The sequence below is a fragment of the Streptomyces sp. OZ13 genome, from assembly GCF_052068155.1.
Classification (GTDB): Bacteria; Actinomycetota; Actinomycetes; order Streptomycetales; family Streptomycetaceae; genus Streptomyces.
On sequence record NZ_JBQHCZ010000003.1, the window covers coordinates 330114 to 355334 of the forward strand.

Below are 25221 nucleotides of genomic sequence, written 5' to 3' on the forward strand. Positions count from 1 at the left end.
TGATCCGGGCGGTTGCGAACGGACTCCGCTGGCGGGTACGTGCCATGGCGGCGACCCGCCAGACGTCCCTCCGGAGCCGGGCAGGAGCCGCTGCGCCGCCGGGTCAGCGGGCGCCCGGCGCGTCCGACGGGCGGCCCGGCACGGGGGCGCATAGCGTGCGACGGGAGAGACCGACGGGCAGGAAGGCTTGGAGACGATGGCAGCGCACCCCGAAGGCACGCCCTGCTGGGCCGACGCGATGTTCCCCGACGTGGAGGCCGCGAAGGGCTTCTACGGCGAGCTGCTGGGCTGGACCTTCGACGAGGGCTCGCCCGAGTTCGGCGGCTACACGCAGGCGTTCTCCGACGACAAGGCCGTCGCGGCCGTCGTTCCCCGGATGCCGGGAACGGGCGGGCCGCCGGCCTGGAACCTCTACTTCGCCACATCCGACGTGGCGTCCGCAGCCGAGAGGATCCGGGACAACGGCGGCGCGCTGCTGATGGATCCGATGCCGGTCGGCTCCTTCGGCACGATGGTCACGGCGGAGGAGCCCAGCGGTGTGTTCTTCAGCCTCTGGCAACCGGGCGCCCACACGGGGTTCGGGAAGACCGGCGAGCCCGGCTCGTACTGCTGGGCGGAGGTCACCACCAGGGACGTGGAGCGGGCCGACCACTTCTTCTGCTCCCTCTTCCCTTACGAGGCGAAGCGGATGCAGGAGGATTCGGTCGACTTCACCCTGTGGCACCTCGGCGGTGAACCCGTCGCGGGCCGGCTGCGGATGACGGACGACTTCCCGCCCGACCTCCACCCGTACGTCAACGTGTACTTCGGCGTCGAGGACTGCGACGCGGCGATCGACACGGTCACCAGGCTGGGCGGCACGCTCCAGCGCGGGCCGCTGGACAGCCCCTACGGACGGTACGCCTCTGTCCGTGACCCGCAGGGCGCCGCGTTCTCCGTCATCGACGTCACCACGACCGCAGGCGAGATGCCCCGGTTCACCTGACCCCGGGTCCGGAGCCGGCGGGCACTGGGGGCGGGAGCGTCACGCTCCGGCTCACCACGGCGGTCACCGGAGGCGCAGGGCTCTGCTGCATGCCCTGGTCCGGCGGCGGGTCGTTGACCCGGCGCAGACCGCCCTCCGCCGGTGCCTCCGCCTCGCCTCCCCGCACCGCGTCCCGCGCGCCCTCGGGGGCGACGCCGTGGCCGGCCCCTGAGCGGCCCCCCGGGTCGCCGGGCACGGCGCCGCGGCCGGCGGGCGGTGCGGGGCACGGCTCGCACCCCTGGTCCGCCGCCGGCGGACCGTTGACCTCCTCCGCGTACGGGGCGGTCTGCCCCGTGCCGGACTGCTGCCGCGTGCCCATGGGCGAGGCGTCGGTCTGCCAGACCTGGGCGGGCGATTCGTCGCGGATCTTGACCGCCACGTTCGCCCCCGGCTCCGTCGACGCGGGCACCATGGCCAGCCGGTCGTTCCACCGCGGGATCACCTGGCCCTGGATGGTCAGGTCGTAGCGGACGTCCACCGCGTCGGGGGCGGTCCTGCTGGTGCAGCCGTCCAGGACAACGATGCCATCGAGCCCGTGGGAGTTGAGGCACAGCGCGGGGGCGGCGGAGCTGCGGAGCCGGCCGTCGCTCTCGTACACCCACCTCTGGGTGGCCGCGGAGGAGCAGGCCGCCATGGTCACCTCCGTCCCGGCCTGCGGCGCGGGGGCGGTGATGTCGAGGCACAGTCCGGCCTCCGCGTTGCGCAGCCGGGTGGTCAGCGGGGCCGCCGGATGGTTGGCCGACGTGGCCGTCGGGTCGGGCGTGGGGGTGGTGGGCGCGGGTGTGCCCGCCCCGGGTGCTGGCGGGGCGGTGCCGGGTGCTGGCGGGGCGGTGCCGGTGACGGCGCCGCTGGGGACGGACGGGCCGGCCTGGCTGTCGTCGTCCTGCCAGAGGGCCGACGCCAGGGTGATGACGAGCAGCCCCGTCACGGCCGCCGCGGCCCCGACGGTCAGCGCTCCGGGCGCGGTGCCGGCCGCCGCGATGCGCCGGCCTTTCAGGGCGAGGCTCCGCAGCGCGCGGGACCCACCGCCGCGTGAGTGCCGGCCGCTCCCCCGCGGGCCGCGGGGCCCGGCGCCGGCCGCGTCCTGCGCCGTCCTGGCCCTGCGCCGCCTCCCCGGCCGCGAGTCGAGATACGGCCCGGCCGCGCCGCCGAGCAGCGCCTCCCCGAGCAGCACGCCCAGCCGCCCGCCGGACTGCCGGAGCTGGTCGGCGGCGAACCGGCAGTACGAGCATTCGGACAGATGCACCTGGATGTCGGGGATCAGGACCCCGCCCCGGCGCAGCGAGATGTCGAGCAGGCGGTTGTAGTGGCGGCACTCGGCGGTCGGCGCGTACTCCCGATGGACCCGCACACAGGCCTGCCTGAACTGTTCGCGGGCCTGCTCCAGCTGGGCGGAGGCGACACGTGGATCAAGCCCCGACAAACCCGCCGGTATGGATATGCCCTCGGCCTCGACCTCGGCATGCCAGAGGAGAACCTGAGCGGTCATCGGCATTACATGGAAAGCCCGGGAGACCAACTGCCTGTTTTCCCCGGGGCCTTCCGGATTCATGAGTCCGGTCAGTACCGACGCCACCGTCGGGTCATCGGCCCACGCCTTGGCGATATGACGGACGGTCACCAGAAGATGGGGCCGAAGCGCACCCGCGGCCGCGTTGCGAGCCAGACTTTCCATGAGCTGCGTGAAAGCCGCGGTGGTCAGCATCGAAGCGGTTTTGTTCGAGGTCGCACAAATTGAGGCGTAATCGAACACGGGCTGCCAGTGCCGGGCGAGCAGTGTGGCCATCGGCTGGACTTCGAGGCCTCCTCCACCGGTCTGCAGTGCGGCGGCGAGCTCCTCGTCCGAGACCCCCGGGGCGCGGCCGGGCTGCGAAGAAGGGGCGGTTCCGGGCGTGCGGGGATGTTGCATTGACGTCTTTCCATCCATGGCAATGCGGTGGGGGGTTGCTGTGTAGGACCGAAAGAAGTGCACCGATTGGTACATACCTTCGAGCGGGGCGGCTCGACGCTCTTTTGGAGTTGGCCACCGCAATGGAATTCGAACGGTTGATCTGAGCAGTGCTGTTCGGGTACGGGAGGGCTCACCCTTACACAACTCGCCTGCCAGTAACAAGAGTTCCGGAACCCCGACCATTCACAACGTGCCGGTCAAGACAACTTTCGGGCAGGGACACCGCTTTCTGGAACTCGAGTAAGTACAACAATGGAGAAGCATTCCGACGGCCGTGGTTGACGGAAGCGGCAATCACGTCCAGCGGCGGCCACGACCACCGCCCCGCCAACGCCGACCCGGGCGGGCGGATCAACCGCTCACCCCCCGCGGTTCCCCGACCGCGTGTGGCGGCAAAAAGCGGGAGCGGGGCAATTACCCTGCGAGAACCGACCTGCCCCACAAAAGGAGCGTCCAGTGGCATCTCGCCTCAACCCGTACATCAGCTTCGCCGGCAACGCGCGCGAGGCCATGGAGTTCTACAAAAGCGTCCTCGGCGGAAACCTGCGGCTGAACACCTACGCCGACTTCGGCGGCGAGACCTCGCCCGACGACGCCGACAAGATCATGCACGCCACGCTCGAGACCGACCGCGGCTTCACGCTGATGGGAGCCGACACCCCGCCCGGCATGGAGCACAAGCCCGGCAACAACTTCTCGATCAGCCTGAGCGGCGAGGACGCCGGCGAACTCCGCGGCTACTGGGAGAAGCTCTCCGCCGACGGCACGGTGAACGTCCCCCTCGAGAAGCAGATGTGGGGCGACACGTTCGGCATGTGCGTCGACCGGTTCGGCATTTCCTGGATGGTCAACATCAACGAGAGCCAGGGCTGACCTGCGGTTCCTTGCCTGGCGAGTGTGTGCGGCCGCCCCGGCCGCACACCACCCCGTAGCCTGGAACCGCCCAGACTTCCGTCAGCGGAGCCGTCCGTGACCATCGTCCACCGCCTCGCCACCGCACCGGCAGCAGCGACGCGCGCCGCGGAGCACATCTGGTACGCGTCGTACGGCTCGAACATGGACACCGGCCGGCTGCGGTACTACCTCACCGGCGGCCGGCCCCCCGGCGCGGCACGGACCTACCCGGGCTGCCGCGACCGGCGCCCACCCGTGCGCTCCGCACCGGTCGAGTTCCCGGGGACGCTGTACTTCGCGACCGAGTCGCCCGTATGGCAAGGCGGCCGGGCCTTCTACGACCCCGCCGCCGACGGCACCGTCTGGGGCCGCGCCCACCTCGTCACCGTGCAGCAGTTCTCCGACATCGCCGCGCAGGAGATGTACGAAGTCCCCGGCAAGGACCTCGACCTTGCGGCGGTGCTCACCGACGGCATGGCCGCCCTCGGCCCCGGCCGGTACGAGACGCTGGTCCTCCTCGGCCACCTCGAGGACATCCCGGTACTCACCTTCACCGCACCGTGGCGCCTGACGGAAGTGACCTGGAACAAACCCTCGGCCCCGTATCTGCTGCACCTGGGCCACGGACTGTGCGCCGACGGCACCTGGGAGCCGTCGGCCGTGGCCCGCTATCTGTCCCTGTGCCCGGGAGCGGCGAAGGCCTGGACGCCGACCGAGCTCACCACGCTGATCGAGGGGCCGGGAGAGTGAACTCGCGGGGGATCCGGAAGGGATGTCGCGCGCCTCACGGGGAGCGGAGACGTTTCCCCTTACCTTCCTTGGGTGGGGCGGGTGGGACTCGAACCCACGGCCGACGGATTATGAGTCCGCTGCTCTAACCGGCTGAGCTACCGCCCCTAACGGCGCGTCGCGCACATTTGTGCGCGCCGTCTGCCGCAGCATAGCCGGTCATACGATCTCCTGCCTCGCATGGTCGACAACGCTCGACCATGAGGACTTCGCTGCGGCCCACGCGGTTCCGGATGTAGCCGGGAACACACCGAAGGGACTGTCCGGGCTCCCGTACGCGCACATGAAAAAGGGCCCCGAGGGGCCCTCTTCCCATCTGCTCCCCCGGCTGGACTCGAACCAGCAACCCTCCGGTTAACAGCCGAATGCTCTGCCAATTGAGCTACAGGGGATCGCGCTCCCCCGACTGGACTCGAACCAGTAACCTGCCGGTTAACAGCCGGCTGCTCTGCCAATTGAGCTACAGGGGATTGCTGCGTGTGCACCGAACGTACCTACCCGGGGCGTCCCAGGGGGCGTGCGCTCGCTGCGACACATACATTAGCGCAACCAGGGGGGTGCTCCGCCAATCGGTATGGCGCCGGGTGATCACAGGTCCCGACGGGTAGGCGGGCAGCACCGACGCAACGGAAGGGTGTCACCCATGCGGTACAAGCTCACGTTCGTCGCGGGACTGGCCATCGGCTTCGTGCTCGGGACACGGGCCGGGCGCGAGCGCTACGAGCAGCTCAAGAAGTCCGCGCGACAGATCTCGCAGAACCCGGCGGTCCGCAACGCCGCCGAGTCCGCCGCCCACAACGGCCGCGAGGCGGCGGGCAAAGCCTTCCACGCGGTCAGCGACAAGGTCGGCGACCGGGTCCCCGACTCGGTGGCGGACCGGGTACGGGCGCTCCGGGAGCGGGGTGGCGGCGCCGAGGACGACTGGGGAACGACCAACACCTGAGGCGGCCGGTCCCGGTGCCCGGCGGGCGTGACGCCGGACACCGCCCGCGTACGGCAGAATTCCGGACATGGGGATAGTCGCCGGGTTGGACAGTTCGTCTGGGTTCACGCGCATCGTCGTCTGCGACGCGGACACGGGAGCCGTGCTGCGTCAGGGGTGTGCGCCGCACCCCGTGGAACCCAAGGCCACCGACATAGATCCGCAGGCGTGGCTGCTCTCGCTCGGCGAGGCGGCCACCGGCGGTCTGCTCGAGGGCGTCCAGGCCATCGGGGTCTCCGCGCAGCAGCACGGCCTGATCACCCTGGACGCCCAGGGCGCTCCGGTGCGCCCCGCCCTGCTCGGCAACGACAAGCGGGCGCAGGCCGCCGCGGCCGACCTCATCGACGCCCTCGGCGGCCGGCAGGCCTGGGCGGAAGCGGTCGGTTCGGTGCCGCAGGCCGGGCAGCCGGTGGCGAAGCTCCGCTGGCTCGCCCGCGCGGAGCCGGACGCGGCACGTCGCGTCGCCGCCGTGATGCAGCCGCACGACTGGCTGGTGTGGCAGCTGCTGGGCCGGCCGGCCCGCAGGACCACGGACCGCGGCGGCGCGTCCGGCACCGGCTACTGGTCGGCCGGCACGGGGGCGTACCGCTCCGATCTCGTCGAGCTGGCGCTCGGGCGGCAATGCGCCCTTCCCGAGGTGCTCGGCCCCGCCGAGGCCGCTGGCACCACACCGGAAGGGCTGCTGATCTCGGCGGGCACCGGCGAGACGATGGCGGCGGCCTTCGGTCTCGGAGTGGCCGTCGGGGACGCTGTGGTGTCGCTGGGGGCGTCCGGTTCCGTGATGGCCGTGCACCACGAGGCGCTGCCCGACCCGAGCGGGACGATCACCTCGTTCGCCGACGCGACCGGGATGCACCTGCCGGTCGTGCACACCCTCAACGCCGTGCGGGCCCTGCGCGGCAGCGCCGAACTGCTGGGCGTCGCCGACCTTTCCGAGCTCTCGGCGCTGGCTCTGAAGTCGACGCCCGGCTCGTCCGGGCTGGTGCTGCTGCCGTATCTGGAGGGCGAGCGGACACCGCAGCTGCCGCACACCGCGGGAACGCTGACCGGTCTGCGGCGCGAGTCGATGAAGCCGGAGCACCTGGCGCGTGCCTCGTTCGAGGGCATGCTCTGCTCGCTGGCGGACGCGATGGACGTGCTGCGCCGGCGGGGCGTGGAGGTGCGCCGGGTGTTCCTGCTGGGGGCGGCCGCCGAGCTGCCCGCCGTGCAGGCGCTCGCACCGGCGATCTTCGGCGCGCAGGTCGTCGTGCCGCAGCCGGCCGACTACGCGGCCCTGGGCGCGGCCCGGCAGGCCGCGTGGGCGCTGGGCGCCGCACAGGGGACGCTGTCCCCGCAGGCTCCGCCGGCCTGGCAGGGTGCCGCGGCGCAGGTGCTCGAGCCGGGCGAGGAACTGGCGGTCGGACAGGCGGTGCGTCAGCAGTACGGCGCGACGCGGGACCAGATCCACCCCGGGGCCTTCGACGCCATGTCGTGACGCGCGGTCGTATCAGTTGTTCTTGACCGGCGCTTGGGGAAAACTCTTGGGGTTTTGCCGACCCGGTGTCGGAAGATGGGGTGACCCCCGATCTTGCCGAGCCCGAGAGACAGCGCGTGCTGATACGACTGCTGCGGACCTATCTCCGTCCGTACAAGAGACCCATTGGCTTCCTGGTGGCGCTGCAACTGCTGCAGACCAGCGCCACCCTCTATCTGCCCACCCTGAACGCGGACATCATTGACAACGGTGTCGTCAAGGGCGACACCGGCTACATCCTGGCCCTCGGCGCCTTGATGATCGGCGTCAGCGTCGTCCAGGTGCTCTGCAACATCGGGGCCGTGTTCTACGGGGCGCGGACGGCGGCCGCGCTCGGCCGTGACGTCCGTGCCGACATCTTCGGCCGGGTGCAGAGCTTCTCGGCCCGTGAGGTCGGCCACTTCGGGGCGCCATCGCTCATCACCCGCACCACCAACGACGTCCAGCAGGTCCAGATGCTGGTGCTGATGGCGTTCACGCTGATGGTGTCGGCGCCGATCATGTGCGTCGGCGGCATCGTGATGGCGCTCGGCCAGGACGTGCCGCTGTCGGCGGTGCTGCTCGCGGTCGTACCGGTGCTCGGCATCTGCGTCTCGCTGATCGTGAAGAAGATGCGGCCGCTGTTCCGCACCATGCAGGAGCGGCTCGACACCGTGAACCGGGTGCTGCGCGAGCAGATCACCGGCAACCGCGTGATCCGGGCCTTCGTACGGGACGAGTACGAAAAGGGGCGCTTCCGCGAGGCGAACAAGGACCTGACCGACGTTTCGATGTCCACCGGCCGGCTGATGGCACTGATGTTCCCGACGGTGATGACGGTCGTGAACGTCTCCTCGGTCGCCGTCGTCTGGTTCGGCGCGCAGCGCATCGACAGCGGCGCCATACAGATCGGCGCGCTGACCGCGTTCCTCGCCTATCTGATGCAGATCGTGATGGCCGTGATGATGGCCACCTTCATGTTCATGATGGTGCCGCGCGCCGAGGTGTGCGCGGAGCGCATCCAGGAGGTGCTGGACACCGACTCGAGCGTGGTGCCGCCGCTCGCTCCCGTGACGGAGCTGCGCGGCCGCGGCCGGCTGGAGGTCCGGGGCGTCGACTTCCGCTACCCGGGGGCCGAGGAGTCGGTCCTGCGGGGCGTCGACCTGGTGGCGCACCCGGGCGAGACGACCGCGATCATCGGCTCCACGGGCAGCGGCAAGTCGACACTGCTCGGCCTGGTGCCGCGGCTGTTCGACGTGACGGGCGGCGAGGTGCTCGTCGACGGGGTCGACGTGCGGGAGCTCGAGCCGGCGCTGATGGCGAGGACCGTGGGTCTCGTGCCGCAGAAGCCGTACCTCTTCTCCGGGACCGTGGCGACCAACCTGCGCTACGGCAAGCCCGACGCGAGCGAAGAGGAACTGTGGCAGGCGCTCGAGACAGCGCAGGCGGCCGACTTCGTACGCGGGCTGGAGGGCGGGCTCAACGCCCCCATCGCCCAGGGCGGCACGAACGTGTCCGGCGGACAGCGGCAGCGGCTCGCGATCGCGAGGACGCTCGTCCAGCGGCCGGAGATCTATCTTTTCGACGATTCGTTCTCGGCGCTCGACTATGCCACGGACGCGGCGCTGCGTGAGGCGCTCGCCCGCGAGACGTCGGGCGCGACGGTCGTGATCGTCGCCCAGCGGGTGTCGACGATCCGCGACGCGGACCGGATCGTGGTCCTCGATGAGGGCAGGGTCGTGGGGACCGGAAGCCATCACGAACTGATGGAGAGCAATGAGACGTACCGAGAGATCGTGCTCTCGCAGCTGACGGAGGCTGAGGCCGCATGAGCGGGCCGGGTGGACGCATGATGACGGGTCCCGTCGAGCGATCGATGGACTTCAAGGGCTCGGGCAAGCGACTGCTGCGACAGCTCGCTCCCGAGCGGGCGACGCTGTGGGTGATGCTCGCGGCCGGTGTGCTGAGCGTCGCCTTCGCGGTGGTCGGGCCGAAGATCCTCGGCCGGGCGACCGACCTCATCTTCGCCGGGATGGTCGGCCGGCAGATGCCGGAGGGCACCTCCAAGGAACAGGCCCTGGAGGGCATGCGGCGCAGCGGCGACGACGGTCTCGCGGACATGCTCTCCGGTGTGGACTTCGTCCCCGGCGAGGGCATCGACTTCAACGCCGTCGGCGAGGTCCTGCTGCTGGCGCTGGGGGTGTTCGTGGCCGCGGGACTGACGATGCTGGTGGCGACGCGACTGTCGATCACGGTCATCAACCGCACCGTGTACCGGATGCGCGAGGACGTGCAGGCGAAGCTGTCGCGGCTGCCGCTGTCGTACTTCGACAAGGCCAAGCGCGGCGAGGTGCTCAGCCGGGCCACCAACGACATCGACAACATCTCCCAGACCTTGCAGCAGACGATGGGTCAGATGATCAACTCGCTGCTGACCATCGTCGGTGTGCTGGCGATGATGTTCTGGATCTCGCCGCTGCTGGCGCTGGTCGCGCTGGTGACGGTGCCCGTGTCGGTCTTCGTGGCGGCGAAGGTCGGCAAGCGGTCGCAGCCGCAGTTCGTGGCGCAGTGGAAGTCGACGGGCGCGCTGAACGCCCACATCGAGGAGATGTACACCGGCCACTCGCTGGTGAAGGTCTTCGGTCGCCAGGAGGAGTCGGCGCGGGACTTCGCCGAGCAGAACGAGGCGTTGTACGAGGCCGGGTTCAAGGCGCAGTTCAACAGCGGCATGATGCAGCCGCTGATGTTCTTCATCTCCAACCTGAACTATGTGCTGGTGGCGGTCGTCGGCGGTCTGCGGGTCGCGTCCGGTTCGCTGTCGATCGGTGATGTGCAGGCGTTCATCCAGTACTCGCGGCAGTTCTCGATGCCGCTGACCCAGGTCGCCTCGATGGCGAACCTGGTCCAGTCGGGCGTCGCGTCCGCCGAGCGCATCTTCGAGCTGCTGGACGCCGAGGAGCAGGAGACGGACGCCCCGTCCGCGGAGCGGCTCGAGCGCCCCCGCGGCCAGGTGTCGCTGGAGAAGGTGTCGTTCCGCTACGAGCCCGACAAGCCCCTCATCGAGGATCTGTCGCTCGCCGTCGAACCGGGTCACACCGTCGCGATCGTGGGCCCGACCGGTGCGGGCAAGACCACGCTGGTCAATCTGCTGATGCGGTTCTACGAGGTGACCGGCGGACGGATCGCGCTCGACGGCGTCGACATCGCCAAGATGTCCCGCGAGGACCTGCGTTCCGGGATAGGCATGGTGCTCCAGGACACCTGGCTGTTCGGGGGCACGATCGCGGAGAACATCGCCTACGGAGCCTCCCGTGAGGTCACTCGCGAGGAGATCGAGGAGGCGGCGCGGGCCGCGCACGCCGACCGGTTCGTCCGCACTCTGCCCGACGGCTACGACACCGTCATCGACGACGAGGGTTCGGGCGTCAGCGCGGGTGAGAAGCAGCTGATCACCATCGCGCGGGCGTTCCTGTCCGATCCGGTGATCCTGGTGCTGGACGAGGCGACGAGCTCCGTGGACACCCGCACGGAGGTGCTGATCCAGAAGGCGATGGCGCGGCTCGCGCACGGACGGACGAGCTTCGTGATCGCGCACCGGCTCTCGACCATCCGGGACGCGGACGTGATCCTGGTGATGGAGGACGGGTCGATCGTCGAACAGGGCACGCACGAGGAGCTGCTGGCGGCGGAAGGGGCGTACGCGCGCCTGTATTCGGCGCAGTTCGCGCAGGCGGTGGTGGAGGTCGAGTGACGGGCGGTTCCGGGGGCCCGGCCCCCGGAACCCCGGCGCGAAGACACCGCCGAAGTCGGCACGGGTCCGGGGCGAAGACCCCGATCAGTCGAGGTAGCCGCGGAGCTGGTCCGCGAACGCGTGGTCGCGGAGCTTGTTGAGGGTCTTCGACTCGATCTGGCGGATGCGTTCGCGGGTCACGCCGAACAGGCGGCCGATCTCCTCGAGAGTGCGGGGGCGGCCGTCGTCCAGGCCGTAGCGCAGCTGGACCACCTTGCGTTCACGCTCGCCCAGCGTGGACAGCACCGCGTCCAGGTGTTCGCGCAGCAGCAGGAACGCGGCGGACTCGACCGGGGACGCCGCGTCGCCGTCCTCGATGAGGTCGCCGAGGGCGACGTCGTCCTCCTCGCCCACCGGGGCGTGCAGGGACACCGGCTCCTGGGCCAGCCGCAGGACCTCGCTGACCCGCTCCGAGGTCAGTTCGAGGTGCGTGGCGACCTCTTCCGGTGTGGGCTCGTAGCCGCGTTCCTGGAGCATCCGGCGCTGGACCCGCACCACCCGGTTGATCAGTTCGACGACATGGACGGGCACCCGGATGGTGCGGGCCTGGTCGGCGAGGGCGCGGGACATGGCCTGGCGGATCCACCAGGTCGCGTACGTGGAGAACTTGTAGCCGCGGGCGTAGTCGAACTTCTCCACCGCCCTGATCAGGCCGAGATTCCCCTCCTGGACGAGGTCGAGCATGGTCAGGCCGCGGCCGACGTACCGTTTGGCGACGGAGACGACGAGGCGGAGGTTCGCCTCGATGAGACGCCGTTTGGCCATCCGGCCCATGACGACGAGCCGGTCGAGGTCGACGGCCAGCTGCGAGTCCGGGTCCGGGGTGTTCGCCAGCTTCTCCTCCGCGAAGAGACCGGCCTCGACCCGGCGGGCGAGCTCGACCTCCTCCGCGGCGGTCAGCAGCGGGATGCGGCCTATCTCCCGCAGGTACTGGCGGAACAGGTCGGAGGACGGGCCGCCGGTGTCAGCGCCGCGCCCGGTGCGCCGAGGGGGCTCCGGAGGCTCGACGGCCTCCTCGACCAGACTGCCCGGCAGGGCGTCGGGGTGCCCGGCGGGCAGGCCCTGCGCGGGCACCTGCTCGACCGCGGTCGCGAGGACTGCCGCGACGGCGTCGGTATGGGTCTCGGTCAGGGTCTGGGTCTGCACGGGCGACCTCCAGGGTGATCGCTGCCGGTCGGGGGGCGGGGGCAGCTCCGAGGGCTCAGGCATCGCCACCCAGTGTGGGGTACGACACATCACCGCCACGAGGGGCGTGCGGCGACTTTTTGAGACCCGTGCGTGACCGGCCGGTTACTCGGATGCCGGACGTCCGTCCCTTTGGGAGACTGCGCCGGTGAACAGGCTGTGCGAATACGAGACCCATGTGACGGTGCGCTGTACGGACGACGCGGCGCGCGCCGGGCTGGACTCGTGGGCGGACGCGGCGGGTCTGAAGGTGACGCACATCGTGCTCGCCCGGGGCCGGATGGTGTCCCAGCCGATGCTGACCCTGCGGGGCACGGAGGACCTCCCCTCTCAACGGGCGGCGGCCGACCGGCTGGTGGCGCGGTTGCGCGCGAGCGGTTTCGACCCGGTGCGGGTGAAGATCGAGACCACGCCGTGGTCACCGGAGGTCCGCACCACGGACGGCGGCTACTTCGAGCACCATTTGAAGCTGCTGCTCGAGGAGGACTTCGACCGCGAGGCGCTGACGGCCCTGGCGGTGCGTCACGGTGCGCATCTGTCGTGGAACGCGCGCAGGGTGGCGTCGGGGGGCCGGCACGAACGGTTCGTGACCCAGCGCCGCCGCGGCGTTGCCGCCGAGGAGGCGGGCGCGGCATGTGACGCGCTGATCGGCGAGTTGACCGCCGAGGGGTTCGACATCCTCGGCGAGGAGCGGGAGTTCGTGCTGTACGACAGCGACCTGTCGGTGGACGACGGTTGGATCGACGAGGGGGCGGAACGATGAACGCGAACTGGGAGCCGACGATTCCGGGCGGTCCTGACGACCCGGCGGAGCCGAGTGAGGAGCGCCGGCGGCGCCGGACGGAGTTGCCGCGCACGTTGCACGCGGGCGTGGGGCCCGGCGCGTCCAGGCACCGGCTGTTCGACCCTGCCCTGAAGCACTTCGACAGCGCGTACCGGCCCGCCGACTCCGTGGTGCCCGAAGAGCTGCGCCCCGCCTGGGGGGCGGCGCGACGACGCGCGCTGGAGAGCGTCGTCACCGCGGTCTCCCGTTCTGGGTGGGCCGGTTCGCTGGTGCTGCGCGGCAGCATGCTGCTCGCCGACCGGTTCGGGGACGCCGCGCGGGAGCCGAAGGACCTCGACTTCGTCGTCGTCCCCGCGGACTGGCGCATCGAGGAGGAGCGCACCACGACGATGCTCGACGACATCGCGTCGGCGGCGCAGCGCGCCACCGAGGAGCAGCCGGGCGGCCCGGTCATCGATGCGGCCGGCGCCGAGTCCGAGTACATCTGGACGTACGAGCGGGTGCCGGGCCGCCGCATGGTGCTGCCGTGGCAGGCGCCCGGGCTGCCCGCCGGGCAGGTCCAGCTCGACTTCGTGTTCAACGAGAAGCTGCCCGTGGCGCCCGGCTCCGAGAAGGTGTGCGGTGTGCCGCTGCTGACGGCGACCCTCGAACTGTCGCTCGCCTGGAAGGTGGTGTGGCTGATCGATGACCTGTATCCGCAGGGCAAGGACCTGTACGACGCGGTGCTGCTGGCGGAACGGGGCCCGCTCGGGAGCGCGCTCCTTCAGGAGGTGTTCCGGCTGTCGGGGAACGAGTGGCCCACCGGTGGGCAGGAGGAGCTCCGCCTGGAGGACCTCCGGGACTCCCTGCGGTACCTGGACTGGAACCACTTCGTCCTGGACTATCCGCAGTTCGCCGACGGCAGGGACGAGTACGTCCGGCGGCTGCTGACCGCGCTGGCGCCCACGTTCGCCGCATAGGCGTCCGGGAGCGTCGCCCGGGCCGCGGGCACCGGGGGTGCCGACCGCTAGAGCGCGGCCGCGCCCTGGTTGCGCAGCGACTGCGCGTACTGCTGGAGCACCCACAGTTCGTTCGCCACGGCCGCGTACCGCTCCGGGTCGCCGCCTGCGCCCAGGCGGGCCATCGTGCCCTGGACCTCGCGGATGCGGCGGTCGACGGCGCGCAGACGGACCTGCACGAGCTGCATGCCCGCGTACACCTCGTCGACCGCGCGGGCGTGCACCGCTTCCACGGCGAGTTCGGTGACCAGGGCGCGCACGGTGTCGTCGGGGGCGGCGTCACGGACGCGGGCCAGATAGCCGGAGGCGTCCTGGGTGCCCTGCTCGGCGCCGCCGGCCTCCTCGATGGTCCGGCGGACCGCGGCGTAGGGCGGGGCCGTGAACTCGTCGACGCCGTACGCGTCGAAGGCCGGTGAGACCAGTTCGGGGTGCTGGAGGGCCAGCTTGAGCAGTTCCCGCTCGGTGCGGTGGGCGGGGCTGCGCAGATTGAGTGCCGGGCCCGACGGCGCGGCCTGGGCCGGCGCGCCGGGCGCGGGGTGCGGTGCCCTGGAGGGGCCGCCCCTGCGGTCGCCACGGTCTCCGCCGCGGTCGCGGGCCCAGCGGGCGAGCTGGGCGACCCGCTTGACGACGAACTGGGTGTCGAGGATGCCGAGGATGCCGGCCAGTTGCACGGCCGACTCGTGCTGGATGGCGACGTTCTTGATGCCGGCCACGATCGGGGCGGCCTCGTCGAGGGCCGCCGCGCGGCCGGCGGGCGTCTCCAGGTTGTGGCGGGTCACCATCTGGCGGATCGCGAACTCGAAGAGCGGCGTGCGCGTCTCGACGAGCTTCTGCACCGACTCGTCGCCCTCCGCGAGCCGCAGTTCGCAGGGGTCCATGCCGCCGGGCGTGATCGCGATCGACGTCTCAGCCGCGAACTTCTGGTCGTCCTCGAAGGCGCGCAGCGCCGCCTTCTGGCCGGCCGCGTCGCCGTCGAAGGTGAAGATCACCTCGGCGGTGGCGTTGTCCATCAGCAGCCGCCGGAGGATCTTGATGTGGTCGCCGCCGAACGACGTGCCGCAGGTGGCGATGGCGGTGGTGACACCGGCGAGGTGGCAGGCCATGACGTCGGTGTAGCCCTCGACGACGACGGCCGTGCTGGTGCGGGCGATCTCCTTCTTGGCGAGGTCGATGCCGTACAGCACCTGCGACTTCTTGTAGATCGCGGTCTCGGGCGTGTTCAGGTACTTCGGGCCGTTGTCGTCGTCGCGGAGCTTACGGGCGCCGAAGCCGACGACCTCCCCGGTGATGTCCCGGATCGGCCACATCAGCCGGCCGCGGAACCGGTCGATGGGGCCGCGCCTGCCCTCCTGCGAAAGGCCGGAGAGGGTGAGCTCCTTGTCGCTGAACCCCTTGCCGCGCAGATAGCGGGTGAGGTGGTCCCAGCCGGCCGGACTGTAACCGACGCCGAAGTGCTGGGCGGCGGCCTGGTCGAAGCCGCGCTCCGCGAGGAACTTCCGGCCGATCTCGGCCTCCGGCCCGTCCAGCTGCTCCACGTAGAACTGCGCGGCGATCTTGTGGGCCTCGACCAGCCGGATCCGCTCGCCCCGCTGATGGGTGGGGTTGTACCCGCCCTCCTCGTAGCGCAGGGTGATGCCCGCCTGGGCGGCGAGACGCTCGACCGTCTCGGAGAACGAGAGATGGTCGATCTTCATCACGAAGGCGATCGTGTCGCCGCCTTCCTGACAGCCGAAGCAGTGGAAGAGACCCTTGCTCGGGCTGACCTGGAAGGAAGGAGACTTCTCGTCGTGGAAGGGGCACAGGCCCTTCAGGTTCCCCCCGCCGGCGTTGCGCAGCTGGAGGTACTCGGAAACGACGGCGTCGATCGGGACCGCGTCCCGGACCGCCTTCACGTCGTCATCGTTGATCCTGCCTGCCACGCGTGAATTCTACGGTGACGCGGCGACATTCCCGTCAGCCGGAGAGGTCCACGAGGTCGGTGAGTGCCACCCCCGGATCGCCGAGCGTCTGCGGGTCCACCTCCGCCCGGGTCCGGATCAGCTGCTGGATGGGTGCGGTGACGTCCCACACATTGACGTTCATCCCGGCGAGCAACCTGCGGTCCTTGAGCCAGAAGGCGATGAACTCCCGCCGTGCGACGTCGCCGCGGAGCACGACCTGGTCGTACGAGCCGGGCGGGGCCCAGCCCGAGTACTCCATGCCGAGGTCGTACTGGTCCGAGAAGAAATAGGGGACCCGGTCGTAGCTCACGTCCTGGCCGAGCATGGCGCGGGCGGCGGCCGGGCCGCCGTTCAGGGCGTTCGCCCAGTGCTCGACGCGCAGCCGGGTCCCGAGCAGCGGGTGCCGGGCGGCGGCGACGTCGCCCGCGGCGTAGATGTCGGGATCGGAGGTGCGCAGGCTCTCGTCGACGGCGATGCCGCCGCCCTCCGCCCGGTCGGCGAGGTCGAGGCCCGCCGCGTCGGCGAGCGCGGTGCGCGGGGCGGCCCCGATGGCGGCGAGGATCTCGTGCGCCGGGTGCTCCTCGCCGTCGTCCGTACGGGCCGCGAGGACCATGCCGTCCTGCCCGATGATCTCGGTGAGCCGGACACCGAAGTGGAAACGGACGCCGCGCTCGCGGTGAAGTTCGGCGAAGACCTGGCCGAGCTCGGGGCCGACGACCTGGTACAGCGGGGTCGCCGCGGGCTCCACGACGGTCACCTCCGCACCGTAGCCGCGGGCCGCGGCGGCGACCTCGAGGCCGATCCAGCCGGCGCCGGCGATGATCAGATGGCCGTTGTCGCGGCCGAGTGCGGCGAGCACATGGCGCAGCCGGTCGGCGTGGGCGAGGCGGCGCAGATGGTGGACGCCGGCCAGGCCGGTGCCCGGGATCTCCAGACGGCGGGGCTCCGCGCCGGTGACGAGCAGCAGCTTGTCGTAGTGGACGACGGTTCCGTCGCCGAGGCGTACGGAGCGGGACTCGCGGTCGATGGACACGACGGTCTGGCCCAGGTGCAGCTCGATGTCGGCCCGGGCGTACCAGGCGGGCTCATGGACGAAGACGCTGTCGCGTTCGTCCTTGCCGGTCAGATACGCCTTGGACAGCGGCGGACGTTCGTAGGGGTGGTCACGTTCGTCGCCGATGAGGATCACTCGCCCGGTGAATCCTTCGGCACGGAGGGTCTCGGCGGCCTTGGCCCCCGCCAGCCCACCGCCGACGATGACGAATGTCCGATGTGCGTCGACCACGTGATGCCTCCTCGTTGCTTCTCCGCAGCGCAGCCTTCAGCGAGCGTCCCGCACGGAGCGATATGGCGGAAGAGGGAGTGCTCTCCGGCGTGTCAAAAACGGACGAATCACTCGGTGCGTGGCACGGGTGCTCCCGAGGGAGTTTCTCCCTTTGGTCAGCGACGGGCGGTGAGGCGGGCGTGGAGGGTGCGGGCGGAGGCGTCCGTGAGGTTCGCGATCTGGTCGACGATCACCCGCTTGCGCGCCCGGTCGTCCGCAGCCGCCTCGAACATGGCACGGAACTGCGGTTCCAGCCCTTCCGGCGCGCGGGCGGTGAGCGCCTGCGCCAGCTCGGCGAGCACCACGCGCTGGTCGGCGCGGAGCGCCTCCTGCTCGGCGCGCTGCATCACATAGCGGTCGGCCACCGCCTTCAGCACGGCACACTCGTTGCGCGTGGCGCGCGGGACGACGAGCTCGGCCCCGTACCGCGTGAGCATGCCACCGCCGTACGCCTGCCGGGTGGCGCCCTCGGCGGCGAGCGCGAACCGGCCGATGAGCTGGCTGGTGGCGTCCTTCAGCCGGGCCTGGGCGACCGCGGAACCGTCGTAGTGGTGCGGCCACCACACCTGGTCGACCAGCCGGTCGAGTGCTTCCGACAGTTCCTGCGGTTCGGTGTCGTGCGGCACGTACCGCCCGATCGCCACCGACCAGATGCCCGCTCGCTCGGTCTCCGACATGAGGCAATTGGGGTCGATGTGGCCGGCGTGCAGGCCGTCCTCGAAGTCGTGCACCGAGTACGCGACGTCGTCGGACCAGTCCATCACCTGCGCCTCGAGGCACTTGCGGAACGCGGGGGCGCCGAGGCGGGCCCACTCGAAGACCGGCAGGTCGTCCTCGTACACCCCGAACTTGCCCGAGCCGGGCTCGGTCGGATGGCCGCCGCGCGGCCAGGGGTACTTGGTGGCCGCGTCGAGGGTGGCCCGGGTGAGATTCAGGCCGACGCTGACCGGCTCGCCGGTCTCCGGCGCGTGCACGAAACGCTTGGGCTCGATCCGGGTCAGCAGGCGGAGGGACTGGGCGTTGCCCTCGAAGCCGCCGCAGTCCTCCGCGAACTCGTTGAGCGCCTGCTCGCCGTTGTGGCCGAACGGCGGATGGCCCATGTCGTGGGCGAGGCACGCCGCTTCGACGAGATCGGGGTCGCAGCCGAGCGCGGCGCCCAGCTCACGCCCGACCTGCGCGCACTCCAGCGAGTGCGTCAGCCGGGTGCGGGGGCTGGCGTCCCAGGCCAGGCTGCGGGTGCCGGGGGTGACGACCTGCGTCTTCCCGGCGAGGCGGCGCAGCGCGGAGGAGTGCAGCACCCGGGCGCGGTCGCGCTGGAAGGCGGTACGGCCGGGGCGCTTGTCGGGCTCGGCGGCCCAGCGTTCGACGGCCGCGGCGTCGTAGCCGTCGGGGGCGGTGCCGTTGCCCGTGCCGTGGCCCGGGGGCGTGCCTGTGCCTGTGGTGCTGGTGGTGCCGTCCATGCACCGAAGGTAACCGGAGCGGCCGACAGCCGGGCCCCGTCCGGCCTCACCATGCCCTACGCGGCGGTCAGTTCCAGCCGCCGCACGGGGCGGGAAAGCGCTCGCGCCTGGTCGTAACGGTGCAGCAGCAGCCGGGCCAGAGCGGGATGCGTACCGAGCGGCTCCGCCGCGATCCAGGGTGCGGCGGCGGCGCTGCGGGTGGCGAACAGACCGGGCGCGGCGAAGTAGGACGCCACGGCGATCCGGTGACGGCCGCGGGCCGTCAGGGCTTTGACGGCCGCGGGCACGGTGGGCGCGAGCGCGGAGGCGTACGCGGGCACGACCGGCACGCCGCCGAGCCGCTCCCCCAGCATGGCCGCCATGCGCCGGGTGTCCGCCGCGGACTCGGGATCGCGGGAGCCTGCGGACGCCAGGACTACCCCGGCACTACGGCTCGAGCCGTCCTCCGGCCGCCAGCCCGCCTCCGCGAGCCGGGCGGCGAGTGCCTCCGCGAGGAGCGGGTGCGGCCCGAGCGGGCGGGCGATACGGATGTCGCCGGCGGGTATCGCGGCCGCGGCCCGCGGCAGGTCGTGCTTGACGTGATGGCCGCGGCTGAGCAGCAGCGGCACGATCACGGTGGGCGCGCTGCCGAGCGACCGGAGGGTGTCGTCGAGGAGCGGCTCGTTCAGCTCGACGTGGCCGAGCCGTACGTCCAGGCCGGGGCGCAGCTCACGCACCCGGTCGAGGAGAGCGGTGACGGTGCTCAGCGCGCGGGGGTCGCGGCTGCCGTGGGCGACGGCGACGAGGGTGGGCCGATCGGTCGGGGGCATGTGGTGCGGGTTCCGTTCAGTCGGACGTGACTCAGCTGGGTGCCGAGCTGAGCGGTGATACGCGTGAGCAGACCGACGGTGGTGTCGAGCTGCGCGGCGGTGTCGACTGCGCTGTCGGCTGCGCTCGGGAAGGGCGGGGGCGGGGACTCACGAAGGTGTTCCGGCTCCGTCATGCACCGATGGTGGCGGGCGCAGGTTGCGGGGGTGTTGCGTGAGGGTGACGGGTGTTTTCGCGGGCCTCACGGGCGTGGCCGGGCAAGGCGGCGCGGCCGGCGCCGGCCTCGCCGGCGTCCGATGCGCGGGGCCTGGCGGTCTCCCCCCACCGCGGGGCGCACGGGAAGGGCCCCGGCAGACCCCCGCGGGCCGGTCCAAGGGGCCGGCCGGGCCCGGTCCCAGGGCCCGGCCCAGCTCGGGAGGTGGGCCTCCCCCGCGGCCGCCAAGGCCGCAGGGGAAGGGAAGCGCTCCGCGGCTACCGCGCCAGCCAGACCCGTAGGGGGCCCACCGGTACGCACCCCTGCCGCACCGCCGCCGCCAGGTCGTCGCCCTGTTCGTAGCCGACGACCGGCACGCCGGGCCACGCGTCGGACACCGCCGACAGGCAGCCCGCCCACGCCGCGTCGAGGTCGTCGTCGACGGCGAACAGGTTGGAGACGCCTGCCGCGTCCCCGCCCCGGCTCACCACCGCGCCGGCGGTCAGCCGGCCCTCGGCGCGCCCCGCGAGGAACGCGACCGACGGGTCGGACAGCAGTTCCGGGCGGAAGAGGTGCGCCAGACCGTCGCCGCCGTCCCAGGCTGCCGCCCATTCCGCCAGCTCACCGGGGGTCTCCAGTCGGGACCACGCGACGCCGTCGGGAGCCGCCGGCGCGGGCAGGCCGGGCTCGCGGTAAATCCACCGGGCCTCGAAGAGGACGTCGAATCCGGCGCCGGACAGGTCCAGGGTCGCGAAGCTGTCCTTGACGGAGCAGCCGGGGTCGGTGGAGACGGCGTCCAGGACGTCGTCCGCCGTCGCGTCCTCGGTGAGTGTCACCGCGTCGGGATACAGCACGGGTGTGCGGCTCGCGCTGGTCCAGGCGCGGGCTCCGAAGGCGCCGGAGAGGCCGTGTGCGCGGCACATGGCCTCGCACCACTCGGCGTTGTTGCGGGCGGCGGAGGCGACTCTCTTGTCGATCATCGGATGATCGTGTCAACACGTACGCGGTCCGGCCAGCCATTTCCGCTCCGGAGGCCAACCATTTCCGCTCCGCCCGCGTCTGACTGTTCGTGAGAGGAACAAGAAGGCGACGCCTCGTCGCGCAGGCCGTCATGCTGGGGTGCGTGCTCGGTCTGGCGCCCGCGACCTGGACGCACGCCGTCGCCGACAGCCGCGTCCGTACGGTCGCCGAGGCCCCCGCGCGGGACGTCGCCGTCGTCTTCGGCGCCGGTCTCTGGCGGGGCCGGCCCTCCCCCTATCTGGCGCACCGGCTGGACACCGCCGCCGAGCTGTACCGGACCGGCAAGGTCAAGGTCGTGCTGGTCACCGGTGACAACAGCCGGGTCGAGTACGACGAGCCGGACGCCATGCGCACGTATCTGACGGGGCGCGGTGTGCCCGACGACCGGATCGTCAGCGACTACGCCGGGTTCGACACCTGGGACTCGTGCGTGCGGGCGAAGGAGATCTTCGGGGTGGAGCGGGCGCTGCTGGTCAGCCAGGGCTTCCACATCCGACGGGCGGTCGCGCTGTGCCGGTCCGCCGGGGTCGAGGCGTACGGCGTCGGTGTGGCGGAACCGCACGACGCGACCTGGTACTACGGCGGCGTGCGGGAGATGTTCGCGGCGGGCAAGGCGTCGCTGGACGCCGTGTTCCGGCCGGACCCCCGGTTCCTGGGCGAACGCGAGCCCGGTGTGCGGGACGCACTGGCGGCGGCGGGCTGACACGCCGGGAGGCACACGGCCGCGCACGCTCGCATCGAGGTCCCCGGCAGGGAAAAGTGAGCCGCATGACAAATGACGTGGCAACGCTGCTGACCCGGCACACCGAGGCGCTGGCCCTGTTCACCGACCGGGTGCACGCCGTACGGGACGACCAGTGGGACGATCCGACGCCGTGCACGGAGTGGTCGGTGCGCGATCTCGTCAACCACCTAACCGCCGAGCAGCTGTGGGTGCCGGACCTGGTGACGGACGGGGCGACGATCGAGGACATCGGCGACGCGTACGACGGGGACGTCCTCGGCGACCGGCCGCGCCGGGCCTGGGACTCGGCGGCCCGGGCCGCGCGCAAGGCGTTCTCCGACGAGGGGGCGCTGGAGCGGACGGTCCATCTGTCGTACGGGGAGACCCCGGCGACCGCCTACTGCTCGCAGATGATCAGCGACGCGGTGGTGCACTCCTGGGACCTGTCGCGGGCGATCGGCGCGGAGGAGCGGCTTCCGGAGGCGCTGGTGGCCTTCACTCTGGAGGAGGTCTCGCCGTACGCGTCGGAGCTGTCGAAGTCGGGCCTCTTCGCCGCGCCGATCGAGCCGCCGCCGGGCGACGACCCGCAGACCCGGTTGCTGGCGATGCTCGGCCGCCGCGCCTGAGGCCCCGGGGCCGCGCCCGGACGGAACGACCGGGACCCGCGGGACGGCCCGCCCCGAACGCGCCCGGTCAGGACAGCCGGACCCCGCGGGACGTCCCGCCCCGACGCGTCCGTGCACGGCGGCCGGGCTCCCGGGACGGGCCCGCGGCTCACGGTCGGTCCTCACGCCGCCGTGAGCTCGCGGCTGAGCCAGGCGTACCCCGTCCGTAATGCGGCGCGTCCGCCCGCGTAACACGGATGTTCCACGCTGGGCGTCATGCGCGACGAGACCATCCCGACCCACTGTCCCTACTGCGCCCTGCAGTGCGGCATGAATCTGCGCGGTGTCCCCCGGCCGGACACCGCCGACGGGACGGCCGTCGAGGTGGTGGAGCGTCCCGACTTCCCCGTCAACCGGGGCGCCCTGTGCGGCAAGGGCCGCACGTCGACCTCCCTTCTCTCCTCCCGGGTGCGCCTGACCGGGCCGCTCATCAGAAGCCACGCCACAGGCCGGCTCGAACCGGCCACCTGGGAGGAGGCACTGCGTACGATCGCCGACGGGCTGCGGCGTACGAAGGACCTGCACGGCGCCGACGCCGTGGGCGTCTTCGGCGGCGGCGGGCTGACCAACGAGAAGGCGTACACCCTCGGGAAGTTCGCCCGGGTCGTGCTCGGCACCTCGCAGATCGACTACAACGGCCGCTTCTGCATGTCGTCGGCCGCGGCCGCGCACAACAAGGCGTTCGGACTCGACCGCGGGCTGCCGTTCCCGCTGGAGGACATCCCGAGGACCGGCTGTGTCATCCTCGTGGGCTCCAACATCGCGGAGACCATGCCGCCGGCGCTGCGCTACCTGACGGAGCTGAAGGAGAACGGCGGCAAGCTGATCGTCGTCGACCCGCGGCGGACGAGGACGGCGGAGCAGGCCGATCTGCATCTCGCGCCCCGTCCCGGCACCGACCTGGCGCTCGCCCTGGGCCTGCTGCACGAGGTGGTGGCCGAGGGGCGTACCGACGAGGAGTTCATCGCCGCCCGCACGAGCGGCTGGGCGGATGCCAGGGCCGCCGCCATGGCGCACTGGCCCGAGCTCGTCGAGCGGATCACCGGCGTGGGAGTGCCGCAGCTGCGTGAGGCGGTGCGGCTGTTCTGCGACGCGCCGTCCGCGATGGTGCTCACCGCCCGCGGGCCCGAGCAGCAGTCCAAGGGCACGGACACGGTGAGCGCCTGGATCAACCTCTGCCTGGCGACCGGCCGGGCCGGGCGGCCCCTGTCCGGCTACGGATGCCTGACCGGGCAGGGCAACGGGCAGGGCGGCCGTGAGCACGGCCAGAAGGCCGACCAGTTGCCTGGCTACCGCAAGCTGGACGATCCGGCGGCCCGGGCCCATGTCGCGGGGGTGTGGGGCGTGCCCCCCGAGTCCCTGCCGGGGCCGGGGCGCAGTGCCTACGAACTGCTGGACGCGCTGGGCGGGGACGTGAAGTCGCTGCTGTTGATGGGGTCGAACCCGGTGGTGTCCGCGCCGCGCGCCGCGCACATCGAGGGGCGGCTGAAGTCCCTGGACTTCCTCGCCGTGGCGGACGTGGTGCTCTCGGAGACGGCCGCGCTCGCGGACGTGGTCCTCCCCGTGACGCAGTGGGCGGAGGAGACCGGCACGACGACCAACCTGGAGGGCCGGGTGCTGCTGCGCCGCAAGGCGGTCGACGCGCCGGCCGGGGTACGCAGCGACCTGGAGGTGCTGAGCGCGCTGGCGGCGCTGCTCGGGCACGAGAAGGGCTTCCCCGCCGACCCGGAGGAGGTCTTCGAGGAGCTGCGGCGGGCATCGGCGGGCGGCCCGGCGGACTACTCGGGCATCACGTACCGCAGGATCGCCGAGGAGGACGGTGTGTTCTGGCCGTGCCCTGAGCCGGGCGACCAGGACGAGCCGATCGCGCACCCCGGCACGCCCCGGCTGTTCCTGGACCGGTTCGCAACGCCCGACGGGCTGGCCAGGTTCGTCGCGGTCGGGCACCGGCCCGCCGCGGAGGAGCCCGACGCCGACTACCCGGTGCTGCTGACGACCGGGCGGGTCGTCGCCCAGTACCAGTCGGGCGCGCAGACCAGGCGGGTCGACGAGCTGAACGCCGCCGCCCCGGGCCCGTTCGTCGAGCTGCATCCGCAGCTGGCGGAGCGTCTCGGCGTCGCGGAGGGCGATCCCCTGGCCGTGGTGTCGCGGCGGGGGCGGGCGGTGGGGCCCGCCCGGATCACCACGGGGATCAGGCCGGACACCGTCTTCATGCCGTTCCACTGGCCGGGCGAGGGCCGGGTGAACTCGGTGACGAACCCGGCGCTCGACCCGACGTCCCGTATGCCCGAGTTCAAGGTGTGCGCCGTCCGGCTGGAGCCGGAGCGGGTCACCGGCGGCTGACCGCCTCGTGCCAGTCGCCGCCGTCCACGGGCCTGCCGCCGGCCCGCAGTCCGCGGGCCACCGGCTCGGCGGCGACGTAGACCCACGCCTGTACCGGCGTGCCGTCCTCGAGGAGGACCTCCCGGGCCACCCGCTCGTACAGGTTGGCCGCGTGGCCCGGTCCGCCGTACTCCTCCAGCCGGTCGAGGACGGCGAGCAGCCGCTCGTACTCCTCCGGCTTCGCGGTCACCGCCTCGCCGGTGACCGTCGCCGCCGGGTCGTCGGTGTCGACGGCGTACGGGTAGCCGGGGCCCTCGTAGAGCACCGCGCCGGAAAGCAGGGCGGGACGCTCCTCGGAGGTGCGGCCCCGCAGGAGAAGGTCGTGGTTGCGTTCGCCCGGCCGCAGGGTGCCGTAGACGAAGAACGGAAGCCGCCGCGAGCCGGTCACGGCGCCACGGTCTCCGCCCGCACCCAGGCCGCATAGGCCGCGCCGGCGCGTACCACCGGGGTGGCGATGATCTCCGGGGTGTCGTAGTCGTGGGCGGCGATCAGATGGGCTTCGAGGGCGTCGTAGCAGGCCGGGGTGGTCTTGAGGAGGACCTGCCACTCCTCGGCGGTCTCGATCCGGTTCTGCCAGCGGTAGACCGACGTCACCGGCGCGGAGATCTGCGCGCAGGCCGCGAGCCGGGCCTCCACGGCTCCTTCGGCGAGCCGTCGGGCCTTCTCCGCGCTGTCGGTCGTGGTCATCACGGTGAGCAGCGACGGCGCGGCGGGGGTGGGTTCCACGGCGGGAGCTCCTTCTCGGTGTGCGGCCACGTGTCCGCGGGGCGGCCGGCGGCCGCGGACGGAGGGCGGGGACCGTCGTGGCCCCCGCCCT

Annotated in this window: 21 protein-coding genes and 3 tRNA genes; 12 read left to right on the plus strand and 12 right to left on the minus strand. The window is 71.9% G+C overall.

The window, feature by feature from the left end; genetic code table 11:
- Positions 1-196: 196 nt before the first annotated feature.
- Positions 197-985 (plus strand): VOC family protein, encoded by a 789-nt coding sequence (locus tag ACTMTU_RS08565; RefSeq protein ID WP_441262874.1) that lies wholly within the window; start codon positions 197-199, stop codon positions 983-985.
- Here the strand turns inward: ACTMTU_RS08565 and ACTMTU_RS08570 are convergent.
- Entirely contained in the window at positions 978-2513 is a 1536-nt protein-coding gene (locus ACTMTU_RS08570) for a ricin-type beta-trefoil lectin domain protein (protein ID WP_441262875.1), read from the minus strand. The two genes, ACTMTU_RS08565 and ACTMTU_RS08570, sit on opposite strands and share 8 nt — an antisense overlap.
- Before the next feature lie 918 nt (positions 2514-3431).
- Between ACTMTU_RS08570 and ACTMTU_RS08575 the strand changes: the two genes are divergently transcribed.
- Together ACTMTU_RS08575 and ACTMTU_RS08580 are read left to right on the plus strand one after the other, a co-directional pair.
- Complete coding sequence (locus ACTMTU_RS08575; RefSeq protein ID WP_441262876.1) at positions 3432-3848, plus strand: VOC family protein; 417 nt, start codon at positions 3432-3434, stop codon at positions 3846-3848.
- Between the two features lie 96 nt (positions 3849-3944).
- Positions 3945-4619, plus strand: a complete 675-nt coding sequence (locus tag ACTMTU_RS08580; RefSeq protein WP_441262877.1) for a histone deacetylase — start codon at positions 3945-3947, stop codon at positions 4617-4619.
- 73 nt (positions 4620-4692) lie between these two features.
- Here the strand turns inward: ACTMTU_RS08580 and ACTMTU_RS08585 are convergent.
- The 3 genes from ACTMTU_RS08585 to ACTMTU_RS08595 all read right to left on the minus strand — a co-directional run bounded on the left by ACTMTU_RS08585 (position 4693) and on the right by ACTMTU_RS08595 (position 5128).
- Positions 4693-4766: transfer RNA gene (locus ACTMTU_RS08585), tRNA-Ile, on the minus strand.
- A 211-nt stretch (positions 4767-4977) separates the two neighbouring features.
- Positions 4978-5050, minus strand: a tRNA-Asn gene (locus ACTMTU_RS08590).
- A 5-nt stretch (positions 5051-5055) separates the two neighbouring features.
- Positions 5056-5128 (minus strand) — tRNA-Asn (locus ACTMTU_RS08595).
- 173 nt (positions 5129-5301) lie between these two features.
- On the opposite strand from ACTMTU_RS08595, the gene ACTMTU_RS08600 reads away from it, so the two are divergent.
- The 4 genes from ACTMTU_RS08600 to ACTMTU_RS08615 all read left to right on the plus strand — a co-directional run bounded on the left by ACTMTU_RS08600 (position 5302) and on the right by ACTMTU_RS08615 (position 10883).
- Complete coding sequence (locus ACTMTU_RS08600) at positions 5302-5601, plus strand: YtxH domain-containing protein (RefSeq protein ID WP_364591292.1); 300 nt, start codon at positions 5302-5304, stop codon at positions 5599-5601.
- A gap of 67 nt (positions 5602-5668) precedes the next feature.
- Positions 5669-7114: an FGGY family carbohydrate kinase gene (locus ACTMTU_RS08605; RefSeq protein ID WP_441262878.1), complete on the plus strand. Its 1446-nt coding sequence runs from the start codon at positions 5669-5671 to the stop codon at positions 7112-7114.
- A gap of 116 nt (positions 7115-7230) precedes the next feature.
- Positions 7231-8964 carry an ABC transporter ATP-binding protein gene (locus tag ACTMTU_RS08610; protein ID WP_441262879.1) on the plus strand — a complete coding sequence of 578 codons (1734 nt, stop codon included), beginning with the start codon at positions 7231-7233 and terminating at the stop codon, positions 8962-8964.
- Positions 8961-10883 (plus strand): ABC transporter ATP-binding protein, encoded by a 1923-nt coding sequence (locus ACTMTU_RS08615; RefSeq protein ID WP_441262880.1) that lies wholly within the window; start codon positions 8961-8963, stop codon positions 10881-10883. Before ACTMTU_RS08610 ends, ACTMTU_RS08615 begins: the two co-directional genes overlap by 4 nt.
- 84 nt (positions 10884-10967) lie before the next feature.
- On the opposite strand, the gene ACTMTU_RS08620 is transcribed toward ACTMTU_RS08615, so the two are convergent.
- Positions 10968-12068 (minus strand): RNA polymerase sigma factor, encoded by a 1101-nt coding sequence (locus tag ACTMTU_RS08620; protein ID WP_441262881.1) that lies wholly within the window; start codon positions 12066-12068, stop codon positions 10968-10970.
- A gap of 187 nt (positions 12069-12255) precedes the next feature.
- On the opposite strand from ACTMTU_RS08620, the gene ACTMTU_RS08625 reads away from it, so the two are divergent.
- Positions 12256-12870: a hypothetical protein gene (locus ACTMTU_RS08625; RefSeq protein WP_441262882.1), complete on the plus strand. Its 615-nt coding sequence runs from the start codon at positions 12256-12258 to the stop codon at positions 12868-12870.
- Positions 12867-13850, plus strand: a complete 984-nt coding sequence (locus ACTMTU_RS08630; RefSeq protein ID WP_441262883.1) for a nucleotidyl transferase AbiEii/AbiGii toxin family protein — start codon at positions 12867-12869, stop codon at positions 13848-13850. The genes ACTMTU_RS08625 and ACTMTU_RS08630 overlap by 4 nt, the downstream gene beginning before the upstream one ends.
- Before the next feature lie 47 nt (positions 13851-13897).
- Here the strand turns inward: ACTMTU_RS08630 and dnaG are convergent, their stop codons facing one another.
- From dnaG to ACTMTU_RS08655, 5 genes are all read right to left on the minus strand, one after another.
- Entirely contained in the window at positions 13898-15808 is a 1911-nt protein-coding gene (dnaG, locus tag ACTMTU_RS08635) for a DNA primase (protein WP_441262884.1), read from the minus strand.
- Between the two features lie 34 nt (positions 15809-15842).
- Positions 15843-17114, minus strand: a complete 1272-nt coding sequence (locus tag ACTMTU_RS08640) for an NAD(P)/FAD-dependent oxidoreductase (RefSeq protein WP_441262885.1) — start codon at positions 17112-17114, stop codon at positions 15843-15845.
- Between the two features lie 155 nt (positions 17115-17269).
- Complete coding sequence (locus ACTMTU_RS08645) at positions 17270-18613, minus strand: deoxyguanosinetriphosphate triphosphohydrolase (protein ID WP_441262886.1); 1344 nt, start codon at positions 18611-18613, stop codon at positions 17270-17272.
- 56 nt (positions 18614-18669) lie between these two features.
- Entirely contained in the window at positions 18670-19422 is a 753-nt protein-coding gene (locus ACTMTU_RS08650; protein WP_441262887.1) for a sirohydrochlorin chelatase, read from the minus strand.
- Positions 19423-19891: 469 nt separating this feature from the next.
- The gene (locus ACTMTU_RS08655; protein WP_441262888.1) at positions 19892-20593 is read right to left on the minus strand and encodes a hypothetical protein; all 702 of its coding nucleotides are present in this window, start codon (positions 20591-20593) and stop codon (positions 19892-19894) included.
- An 83-nt stretch (positions 20594-20676) separates the two neighbouring features.
- On the opposite strand from ACTMTU_RS08655, the gene ACTMTU_RS08660 reads away from it, so the two are divergent.
- The 3 genes from ACTMTU_RS08660 (at position 20677) to ACTMTU_RS08670 (ending at position 24365) form a co-directional block, all read left to right on the plus strand.
- Entirely contained in the window at positions 20677-21336 is a 660-nt protein-coding gene (locus ACTMTU_RS08660; RefSeq protein WP_441263163.1) for a SanA/YdcF family protein, read from the plus strand.
- A gap of 65 nt (positions 21337-21401) precedes the next feature.
- Positions 21402-21983: a TIGR03086 family metal-binding protein gene (locus ACTMTU_RS08665; protein ID WP_441262889.1), complete on the plus strand. Its 582-nt coding sequence runs from the start codon at positions 21402-21404 to the stop codon at positions 21981-21983.
- A gap of 255 nt (positions 21984-22238) precedes the next feature.
- Positions 22239-24365, plus strand: a complete 2127-nt coding sequence (locus ACTMTU_RS08670) for a molybdopterin oxidoreductase family protein (RefSeq protein ID WP_441262890.1) — start codon at positions 22239-22241, stop codon at positions 24363-24365.
- Here the strand turns inward: ACTMTU_RS08670 and ACTMTU_RS08675 are convergent.
- Both ACTMTU_RS08675 and cutA read right to left on the minus strand, forming a co-directional pair.
- Positions 24352-24792 (minus strand): gamma-glutamylcyclotransferase family protein, encoded by a 441-nt coding sequence (locus ACTMTU_RS08675; protein ID WP_441262891.1) that lies wholly within the window; start codon positions 24790-24792, stop codon positions 24352-24354. The two genes, ACTMTU_RS08670 and ACTMTU_RS08675, sit on opposite strands and share 14 nt — an antisense overlap.
- Positions 24789-25091 (minus strand): divalent-cation tolerance protein CutA, encoded by a 303-nt coding sequence (gene cutA, locus ACTMTU_RS08680; RefSeq protein ID WP_441263164.1) that lies wholly within the window; start codon positions 25089-25091, stop codon positions 24789-24791. The genes ACTMTU_RS08675 and cutA overlap by 4 nt, the downstream gene beginning before the upstream one ends.
- Positions 25092-25221 lie beyond the last annotated feature (130 nt).

What these genes read in the sequence shown, in the direction of transcription:
- ACTMTU_RS08650 (WP_441262887.1), bottom strand. Translation starts at nt 19,422, where the DNA reads ATGCCCCCGACCGATCGGCCCACCCTCGTCGCCGTCGCCCACGGCAGC.
- cutA (WP_441263164.1), bottom strand. Translation starts at nt 25,091, where the DNA reads ATGACCACGACCGACAGCGCGGAGAAGGCCCGACGGCTCGCCGAAGGA.
- ACTMTU_RS08665 (WP_441262889.1), top strand. Translation starts at nt 21,402, where the DNA reads ATGACAAATGACGTGGCAACGCTGCTGACCCGGCACACCGAGGCGCTG.
- ACTMTU_RS08645 (WP_441262886.1), bottom strand. Translation starts at nt 18,613, where the DNA reads ATGGACGGCACCACCAGCACCACAGGCACAGGCACGCCCCCGGGCCAC.
- ACTMTU_RS08630 (WP_441262883.1), top strand. Translation starts at nt 12,867, where the DNA reads ATGAACGCGAACTGGGAGCCGACGATTCCGGGCGGTCCTGACGACCCG.
- ACTMTU_RS08565 (WP_441262874.1), top strand. Translation starts at nt 197, where the DNA reads ATGGCAGCGCACCCCGAAGGCACGCCCTGCTGGGCCGACGCGATGTTC.
- ACTMTU_RS08615 (WP_441262880.1), top strand. Translation starts at nt 8,961, where the DNA reads ATGAGCGGGCCGGGTGGACGCATGATGACGGGTCCCGTCGAGCGATCG.
- ACTMTU_RS08600 (WP_364591292.1), top strand. Translation starts at nt 5,302, where the DNA reads ATGCGGTACAAGCTCACGTTCGTCGCGGGACTGGCCATCGGCTTCGTG.
- ACTMTU_RS08670 (WP_441262890.1), top strand. Translation starts at nt 22,239, where the DNA reads ATGCGCGACGAGACCATCCCGACCCACTGTCCCTACTGCGCCCTGCAG.
- ACTMTU_RS08570 (WP_441262875.1), bottom strand. Translation starts at nt 2,513, where the DNA reads ATGACCGCTCAGGTTCTCCTCTGGCATGCCGAGGTCGAGGCCGAGGGC.
- ACTMTU_RS08655 (WP_441262888.1), bottom strand. Translation starts at nt 20,593, where the DNA reads ATGATCGACAAGAGAGTCGCCTCCGCCGCCCGCAACAACGCCGAGTGG.
- ACTMTU_RS08605 (WP_441262878.1), top strand. Translation starts at nt 5,669, where the DNA reads ATGGGGATAGTCGCCGGGTTGGACAGTTCGTCTGGGTTCACGCGCATC.